The 8142-nt window shown below is 59.5% G+C and carries 6 protein-coding genes; 2 read left to right on the top strand and 4 right to left on the bottom strand.

Features of this window, described 5'->3' with window-relative positions; translation table 11 throughout:
* The first annotated feature begins 7 nt into the window (after window positions 1–7).
* Window positions 8–2926 (top strand): conjugal transfer protein TraG N-terminal domain-containing protein, encoded by a 2919-nt coding sequence (locus tag PB2503_RS13575; RefSeq protein ID WP_013299182.1) that lies wholly within the window; start codon window positions 8–10, stop codon window positions 2924–2926.
* A 9-nt stretch (window positions 2927–2935) separates the two neighbouring features.
* Here PB2503_RS13575 and PB2503_RS00125 read toward each other — a convergent pair whose 3' ends face one another.
* From PB2503_RS00125 to PB2503_RS00115, 4 genes are all read right to left on the bottom strand, one after another.
* Window positions 2936–3310: a hypothetical protein gene (locus PB2503_RS00125; RefSeq protein WP_148235132.1), complete on the bottom strand. Its 375-nt coding sequence runs from the start codon at window positions 3308–3310 to the stop codon at window positions 2936–2938.
* 80 nt (window positions 3311–3390) lie between these two features.
* Window positions 3391–3861: a Mov34/MPN/PAD-1 family protein gene (locus PB2503_RS15110; protein WP_420798265.1), complete on the bottom strand. Its 471-nt coding sequence runs from the start codon at window positions 3859–3861 to the stop codon at window positions 3391–3393.
* A 14-nt stretch (window positions 3862–3875) separates the two neighbouring features.
* The gene (locus tag PB2503_RS00120) at window positions 3876–5645 is read right to left on the bottom strand and encodes an E2/UBC family protein (RefSeq protein WP_013299180.1); all 1770 of its coding nucleotides are present in this window, start codon (window positions 5643–5645) and stop codon (window positions 3876–3878) included.
* A complete protein-coding gene (locus PB2503_RS00115; RefSeq protein WP_148235131.1) occupies window positions 5642–6754 on the bottom strand; it encodes a cyclic GMP-AMP synthase DncV-like nucleotidyltransferase in 1113 nt (370 codons plus the stop codon). The genes PB2503_RS00120 and PB2503_RS00115 overlap by 4 nt, the downstream gene beginning before the upstream one ends.
* Window positions 6755–6902: 148 nt before the next feature.
* Here PB2503_RS00115 and PB2503_RS00110 point away from each other — a divergent pair, with 148 nt between their 5' ends.
* Window positions 6903–7733 carry a hypothetical protein gene (locus PB2503_RS00110; RefSeq protein ID WP_013299178.1) on the top strand — a complete coding sequence of 277 codons (831 nt, stop codon included), beginning with the start codon at window positions 6903–6905 and terminating at the stop codon, window positions 7731–7733.
* Window positions 7734–8142 lie beyond the last annotated feature (409 nt).

Genomic DNA, 8142 nt, shown 5'->3' with positions numbered 1-8142 from the left:
GCGGTGAATGGAGGTCATCACCTATGGCGGCGGCGAGTTCATCCGCGACATGTTCAACGCCGTTGCGGCCGTGGTCGGCATGGGCGCCTTCGCCTCGGCCCTCAGGCTGTCCCTCGTCCTCGGCCTTCTCTTCGTTCTCTTCCAGACCGCCTTCTCGCTCAATTTCTGGACGACCATCCGCTGGTTCGTCACCAGCCTGATCATCTATCTCTGCCTCCTCGTTCCGAAGGTGGAAGTGCAGATCACGGACCGCTTCGACCCCGGGCTGCCCGGTGCGACCGTTGCCAATGTGCCCCTCGGTCTCGCGCTTATTGCGAGCCTCACCACCACCGTCGGCGACCGGTTCACCGAAGTGACCGAGACCGCCTTCGCGCTTCCCACCGACCTCGAATATCAGGAGAACGGCTTCATCTATGGCTCGAAGCTCTTCAAGGATTCGATGTCTTTCCGGGTGACCGACGCGACCTTCGGCCAGAACCTTTCGGGCTTCATCCGGACTTGCGTCTTCTACGACCTTCTCGAGCACCGCTATTCGGTGACGGATCTGCGGGAGACGGACGATCTCTGGACCTTTGTCACTGTCACGCAGCCACCGAACCCGGCCCGCTTCTATGAATATGTCACTGGCCCCGGCGCGACGGAGGTCAAATCCTGCGATGAGGCGGCGACGACCCTCGACGGCCTTTGGGCGGGGGAGGCGAACCGGATCGCGCAGATCTACGGCAAGCAGGTGGCGCCCAACCTCACCGAGGCAGCGGCGCAGGCGCTGATTCTCGGCTCCCTCGCCGAAGCCCATGACTTCTTCCTTGGCTCTGCCCGGTCGGCCTCCGACCAGATTCGTCAGGCGACCCTTGGCAATCTCATCGACAAGGCGGTGCGCGATCAGGGGGCGGAGCTTGGTGCCGACGCACTGCTCGATGCCTATGGCCAGGCGCGCATGGAGAGCGAGATGGCGCACGCCATCCGGCAGGGCTCACGCCTCGCCGAACGCTTCGTGCCGCTCTTCCGGACCGTGGCCGAGGCGCTTTTCTACGGTCTCTTCCCGGTCCTGTTCCCGATCTTCCTCCTGCCCTCGATCGGCGAGCGGTTCCTGCGCGGCTATGTCGGGGGCTTCGTCACCCTCATGGCCTGGGGACCGATCTATGTGATCCTCCATCGGATCATGATGGGCACGGCAGGTTTTCGGTCGGCCGGCGCCGCCTACACGCCGACCTCGGGGGAGGCGATTACGCTGGTCACCCAGACGGGGATCGAGACCGTCCATTCCGACATCGCCATGATCGCGGGCTACATGACCCTGATGGTGCCCTTCGCCGCTGGCGCGCTCGGCCGCGGCGCCATGGCGTTCGCGGGGCTGAGCCAGAGCTTCTTGCACCCAGCGCAGATGGCGGCGCAGTCCGCCGCTCGCGAAACCTCCACCGGCAATATGAGCCTCGGCAATACGAGCTTCGACACCCACCGGTTCAACTCCGTGGACGGGAACCGGCTGGCGACGTCGAGCTTCGTTGATACGGGCGAGGGGAGCTGGAACACCCCCGAAGGCGGCCGTATGCGGATGACTGCTGGCGGGGCGCGGGTCTATGACGGCATGGGTGCCATCTCCCGCGGCGCGACCCATGTCGACTACCAGGGCGGTCTCTCGACGGCGCTTCAATCCGAGGCGAGCTGGTCCCTCGAGCAGCGGGACGCCGCCGCCAACCGCTCGAGCGAGGCCCGCACGGCACTCGCCCATAACGTCGCCGACCTCACCTGGCAGATGAACGAGGGACGGAGTTTCGAGGACGTGACCGGTTATGGTCAGGACACCCGCATGGCGGAATCGGCGAGCAAGCTCCTCACCAATGCCAGCCGGTTCGCCGAGCGCTTCGCCGAAGGCAAGGACACGCGCATGGCCATAGAGGCCTATATCGCGGCATCCGCAAGCAAGGGGGTGACCGTCCCGCTTCTTGGTTCGGCCAAAGTCGAGGCGGGCGGGAAGGCCTCCGCCGCCTGGGAAGCGCGCCGTTCGGAAATCTACGAGGCCGCGCGGGAAGCCGTCCGCACCGATGGCAGTCAGGACACATACGACGATGTGGTCTCGACCTTCGAGCGGGGCTCTTCCTCCGAAAGCGGGCAGGAGACCAATGCCTGGCGGGAAGCCTTCGCCGCAAACCTCCAGGAGTCCCAGACCGCCAGCCGCGACCTCGAACACTACCAGGCCAGATCCGATGCCGCCCGAAACCTCGCAAGCCATATCGAACGCGAAGGCTCCGGCTTCACCGCGAATTGGGACAATGCCTTCCTCAACCACATGGCCACCCAGGAGCGTGGCGACGGACATGTCATCGGCGTCAACGAAGCCGCCCGGCGCTGGACCAGCGGCGACCTCGCCGATCGCATGTGGGTGGAGGCCGAGGCAAGAAACTTCATTGAGGATCAGGCAGCCCATCTTCTCGATCGGCCGGAACTCGGAGGTTTCCGCATGCCGGAGGGTCCCGGTGGAAGCCCCTCAGACTTTGAAGCAATCGATCAGGTGGGGGCTGAGTATCGATCCGACGCGGAGGCACAATCGGACGTCACTTTCAACGCCGCTCGAGCGGAGCAAATCGAAGGCACTGCCTACTGGACGGGCCAACGTCACGAGCAGAGCGTTGCGGCCATGCGGGGTGATGACGAAGAATTGGCGCGGTTGCGCAAACTGACGGTCCAGTCCCGCGTTCAGGACAGCCGTGATGCCGAGTGGGACGAGTTCGCGCGGCAGGATCCCGACGAGATGTCGGAGGACGAGGCGAATATCTGGCGGAAGGCGAAGCGGTCTCCGGGGGTGGGAAGTACGCCGGTGGATGGAGAGCAGCAGCGGTCAGATGAAGAACGAATGCCCGATTTTCAACCCTTCGGTCAGATTGAACATTTCAAGACGGGCGCCGACCGTCTCACGGCTGACTAATCGTGTTTGCTAGCGCCGCTTGCTTAGCTCAATTGAAACTTGGTGGGACTTGCGAACTGCGCTGTGGATTAGCGAGAAAAACGTAAAACCGACGAGAAATGCCATGCTCGCAGCACCCCAAAGAAACCAGGTGTGGTGGCGAATGGGATCAAAGGCGAAAACTTGAATGTCGCTACCCAAAATTAGGAGCACGAGCGCCATTGCTGTCGAGGTAAGCGCCCCGATGAGAGCTGCAGCTCTGAATGTCCAGGTCAGGAAGACCCAGAGGACGCCGTACTTCGCGGTCTCTGAATTCCACGCGTAGACGCCTTCGAGCGTTTGCTCGATTTCAGGTTGGTGCGCCGTCAAGAATTGGCGGCCGTGTTGAGAATTATCCTGCGCCATGGACGTTATTGTAGCGCAGTCGCTGGCCAGGTGCATCTGCTGCCTGCGCACGGAGGCAGTCTGGACCCGTTCGAAAGCGCTCAGCTAAGCTGTTTTAACCTGCGACCGTTCACCAGAGCCACGTACAGATCCGCAGGGTCATCACTTGTCCCAACTATTACCAAGAGGAAATTCGGTAATTCATGCCGAGATGTTCGAAAGAGACGTCTGGCCCCGGAGTGATCCTTAGAAGACGGTGCCGGTCTTGGTTCTGGGTGAGTGTGCCAATCGCCGATGTAGTGAAGCCCATTTGAAAACTCGTGATCGATCTCTGCTTGTTCCGTATTGCGGGATCGCGTGAATCTGTAGCGGCTACGCTGGTCTTTGGGTGACGGCGTGGACGCGGTTGTAACAGTGACAACGTCGTTCGCGAATTCGCCGAAAAGCTGCCCACCGGATTCGCTTTGATACGGCTTCAACTGGCGTTCCGAATACAATACCTTCAAAGTTTTGGGGGTGAAGATGAGGCGTTTGGCGTGCGGGCCCAGTGCCCGTTTTGGCAGATCGTACATTGCGGAAGGAAAGGTCATGCAGCGCACACCCGACACGAGGCGGATTCGGGCCAGTCGCGAGTCAAAACGCCTCCCTGCGGGGAGGGATGGAAAGCCGCAATGAGATTCTCTGTATAACGAGTGCCGACTTGGGCGAGGCGATCCTCGCTGGCGGCCCATAGGGCATGGCGGGCTCTGACGGGGGTCGCGCTGAGAAGTTTGAGGCTTTCAGCCGCGCAGAAGCCGCTGGTGTAGGCAAGATCCGTCGCACCATAAGGCGTGAAGGCGCCGCCGCAGGCGGGAATCTGACGCCAGACATCTGCTTCATTCTGAAAGATTGCTTCGAAATGAGGTTTGCCGAGCAGATTGAAACCGCATCTCAGGCAGGGGCCTTTGCGAAAAGTGACAACGCTATGGGCGGCAAGCGCCTGCGGCTCTTGCCAGATCGTTTGCAAGGGCGCGCCCCAGAAGCCTGCGGCATCGGCGATGAGGCTCATCGACGACCACTCGCCGGTCGCGGAAACCACGAGATCGGCCTCGCTGATATCCGCATAGATATCGATATTGGTCGCCACCAAGTCTTCGGGGACAGCTTCGATTTTGCGCATATGCGGAAACCGCCCAGAGATATGTTCGGCGAGCGCATTGGCCTTGTTTTCGCCAATCTGACGCGCGCCGAGCGGATGTCTTGAGGTGTTTGGACGGTCGAGCTTCTCGCCGTCAAAAAGGCGCATCTTCCCGACGCCGGCTTGAGCAAGCAGAACGGCGACACTGGCGCCAAGAGCGCCGCAGCCAATGACTATCACGTTAGTGTCAGTCAGGCGTTTGATATCTTCATTGTAGTCTCGACCGTGAACCCAGGAACTATCGACCCGCTCAACCATGCCCTTGCGAGCTTTTCGGGCGGGGGAGGTGGCGTGACGTTTTACGTGTGCAGCCGGCGCACGACCTGGACGAAAGCCTTTCTGAACTGCTTTGGCATCGGGTTTATCGAGATGGACGGCGCCGAAACAGGCGCCGACCTCAGAAGGCGCTCCGATCAACACGTCAGTAGACTGAGAGATATCAAGCAGGGGCAGGATGTCACCGGCTCGAGGCGCGCTGGACGATAACAACGCTTCGATGTCGCGCGCGGAATTGGGATATTCTGACGGTATGAGGGGACGCTCCAGCCATATCAGCAACGCGTCGTATAAGCGCCACCCCTCCTTGGGTGGCGATCCGTATGCGTTCGAGAGCCACAAGTTGAGCGCCTCATCGGTGTCGCCAAAAATACGGATAAGTTTGGATTTCTGTTGGCCGCGCCAGACCCTGACCTTTCGCGTCGGGCCGCGCGGCACGACGAGTGACCGATAGAAGGGAGCTTTGTCATCGATCGCGAGGGTCCAATAGGACTGGAACTCTTTTCGGAATTCCTCATCGAGATCGCCGGACTGATTACGGGTAATCAAGTCGCGTGCGTCTGTAATCAGAGCGGTGGCGACTTTTTCCGGTTCAAAGGCGTCAATATTGGTCTGGGTGGGAAAGACGCAGAGAAGACCTGCGGTTTCCACATGCGGCCAGAGGAGACGTTGAGTTTCGTCAGGGAGCGCGATCCTGGGCGGCGCATAGGGAAACTCGGGATCGAGCAAGAGATGAAGCGGCGGATCGCCCGGAAGGCGCCAGCCGCGATCGACCTTTTTTCCGTTATAGGCTTGAAGATCGGATGCGCTGAAGGGCTGAGCGTCAAAGGCAGACAGGAGATAGGCGCCGAGCCTGTCGGCGAGCGCCGTGCGCGCTTCGCTGATAACTCCGCCCGCCGTCATGCATTGGTGCGTCCGCCGCCCTTGGAGACAGCTTGGCTGGGCTCCCATGACGGTTTGGCGCGGGCGGCTGAAAGAGCCGCAGCGCCGGCGGCGATTCCCGCGGCGGCAAGACCAAGACCGAGAAGGGAGCCATCCGCGGACTTGGTCTCAAGGGCTTCGGTCTGCGCTTTTGCTTTGCGATCGGAGAAATAGTCGTCGCCATAAAGGTCCGACCAGGCGTCAAGCGCTTCGTCTTCGGTCTCGGCCGCCGCGATGTCGTCGAGACAGCTTTCCAGATCGTCGAGCCTGGCCCTGAAATATTTCGACCGGGCGTCGTCATGGTCCGCGACGTGGTCGTAGGGCTCGACCGGGCTCTGAAGGGCGAGTGAGAATTTGAGCCGATTATGCATGGCGCGCAAAGTGGCGTGCAGAGAATAATCGTCGCGTCCGGCGAACGGAACGTAGCATTCGGCGGCCAGGATCGTGACGCCGTATCCGGAGAGAATACGCTTGCGCCAGCTTTTACGGCTGTTGGTCAGTTTCTTGATATCCCGGACGATACGCCGGAATTGCCGTCCGTTTTCGGTATCGGGACTGCGGGACTGGTTGACGTCGTCGAACCATGTAGAGACGTCGCGCGCGTCCGAGCGAATCCAGTCGGCTCCTGCAAGTTCGACATATGCGGTCTCGTTTCCGAAGATATCGGTCTCTGTGACGATCCGATAGACGGGCACGTCCACATTGTAGCCGGCGGCGTAGAGGACACGAATGCAGTTGGTGTGCAACTCGGGTGGGGTCTTGAACGAGCCGTCATTGATTGCGTCAAAGACCATTTTGCGAGCCAGCAAGGCGGTCATCTCACCGCCGTTGGGGCCTAGGAGGTCTTCCTTGCGGAAATAGACGCCGTCGTCGATGTCGTAGTCCTTGTCCGGATATTGAACCATCGTCTTATCGGCATAGGAGCCCTGGCTCGCAAAAAACGCGGGCGCGGGCTTTTCGTTCGCCTTCAGCCGGGTCTTGATCCGGTTTCGGTTGGCGTTCCGGCGGTTGCGCATTTCGCCGCGTTCAGCTTCAGGAAGGGTGATTTCGTCGTTATGGTAGGCGACGACATGCTTGTGGCAATCGATCATGTTCGAGCTCGCGAGAAAAATTGCGACCGAACGGGCGATCGCCGAAAAACACACTATATAGCGATAGTTCTATATGTGTTCTCAGCATATCTTGTTCAACGCCGGTCCGCAACAAAATGCGCCTTACGGCACAATAGAGGTGATTCGGATGGCGGATGTCGACCAGAAACTGACGGATTTAATCGGGTTTTCGCGCGAGGCGTTCGATACGGCGCAGACGGCACAGGGATGGAGTTCAAGGCTCCAATGGGTTTTGGCGGTTATCGCAGTCGTCGCTGTGTTCCTGCCCGGTCAGGAGTTGGCCATAGTGGCTGCGGGCCTGTCACTGGTTGGTGCAGCAGCCATTGCGTGCCTCCGTTTTCGGCAGCAAGGGTTTCGCCGATACGGTGAGCGCGTTCGTCGGGCGACATTACTGGCGAAGGGCCTTGGGCATGAGCTCTCAGCTCATGAGTATCAGAGCATCGAAGCGACGTTTGGCGGCGACCGCAAACGCGCCACTGCCAAAGCCGACACCAATTACTATGCAAGTAGGCTACCGCCAGGCGAGGATCGGCTGATCGAAAATCTTTATGAGAGCGCCTTCTGGTCCGCCGATTTGTTCAAGTACAGCGCGAGGACAGCCTGGGTACGATTTGCCGGGCTAGCGTTCGCTGCCATCCTCGTGATTGTCACAATTGTACCGTTTCTTTCGGAAGATCTGGATATCATCCTCTCACGGATTTTTCTGGTGGTGATGACTGTTCTTGTGTCACGCGAAGTGCTCGGCGACGCTTTCAACTATTCGATGGCGCAGCATGAAGTGTGTCTCGTCCTTGAACGGCTTGAGGCGCTGAAAGGCAAGCCGAACAAGACCGCTGATCTGATGTTGATTCTTGGCGACTACAACGCTGCTGTCGAGGCTGCGCCTATTCCGCAAACGGGTGTTTACGAAAGGCGAAAGCAGAATATCACAGATTCTTGGGATAAAGCGCGGACTTGATTTTCCCTCCCGACAGTTGTCGCAGGCCGGTTATGTCGGTTCCGGTTGACGGCAGCTACAGCTTAATTCCATTGCATTAGTGCTAGTTCCTCCTCGACTTCGACCTCGAGTAAACTAACGGTATTACCGACTCCCGCGTGACCTAGTATGAGCATGCCCGCGTATAAGTTGCGGTTCTTAAGTTAGAATATGGTTGCCTTCGCCTTGCAGAATACGAGTTGCGTATGCTGATGACAGCACACCGGTCGCCTCGACCAATTTTTTCTACGTCTCGCATACGGACGCTTTTTAAACGTTGTGGATGTTCTTGCGATTCGGAACCAACCATTCTCGCGCTCGATCCGGTTCGCAATTCCTGTAAGGGTGCGTTTTACCAGCAAGTATTCAACTGTGCGGAAGCCTTCGTTTG

Origin of the sequence: Parvularcula bermudensis HTCC2503, from assembly GCF_000152825.2 — a bacterium.
GTDB classification, from domain to species: Bacteria; Pseudomonadota; Alphaproteobacteria; order Caulobacterales; family Parvularculaceae; genus Parvularcula; species Parvularcula bermudensis.
This window is presented reverse-complemented; position numbering and strand designations above follow the sequence as displayed.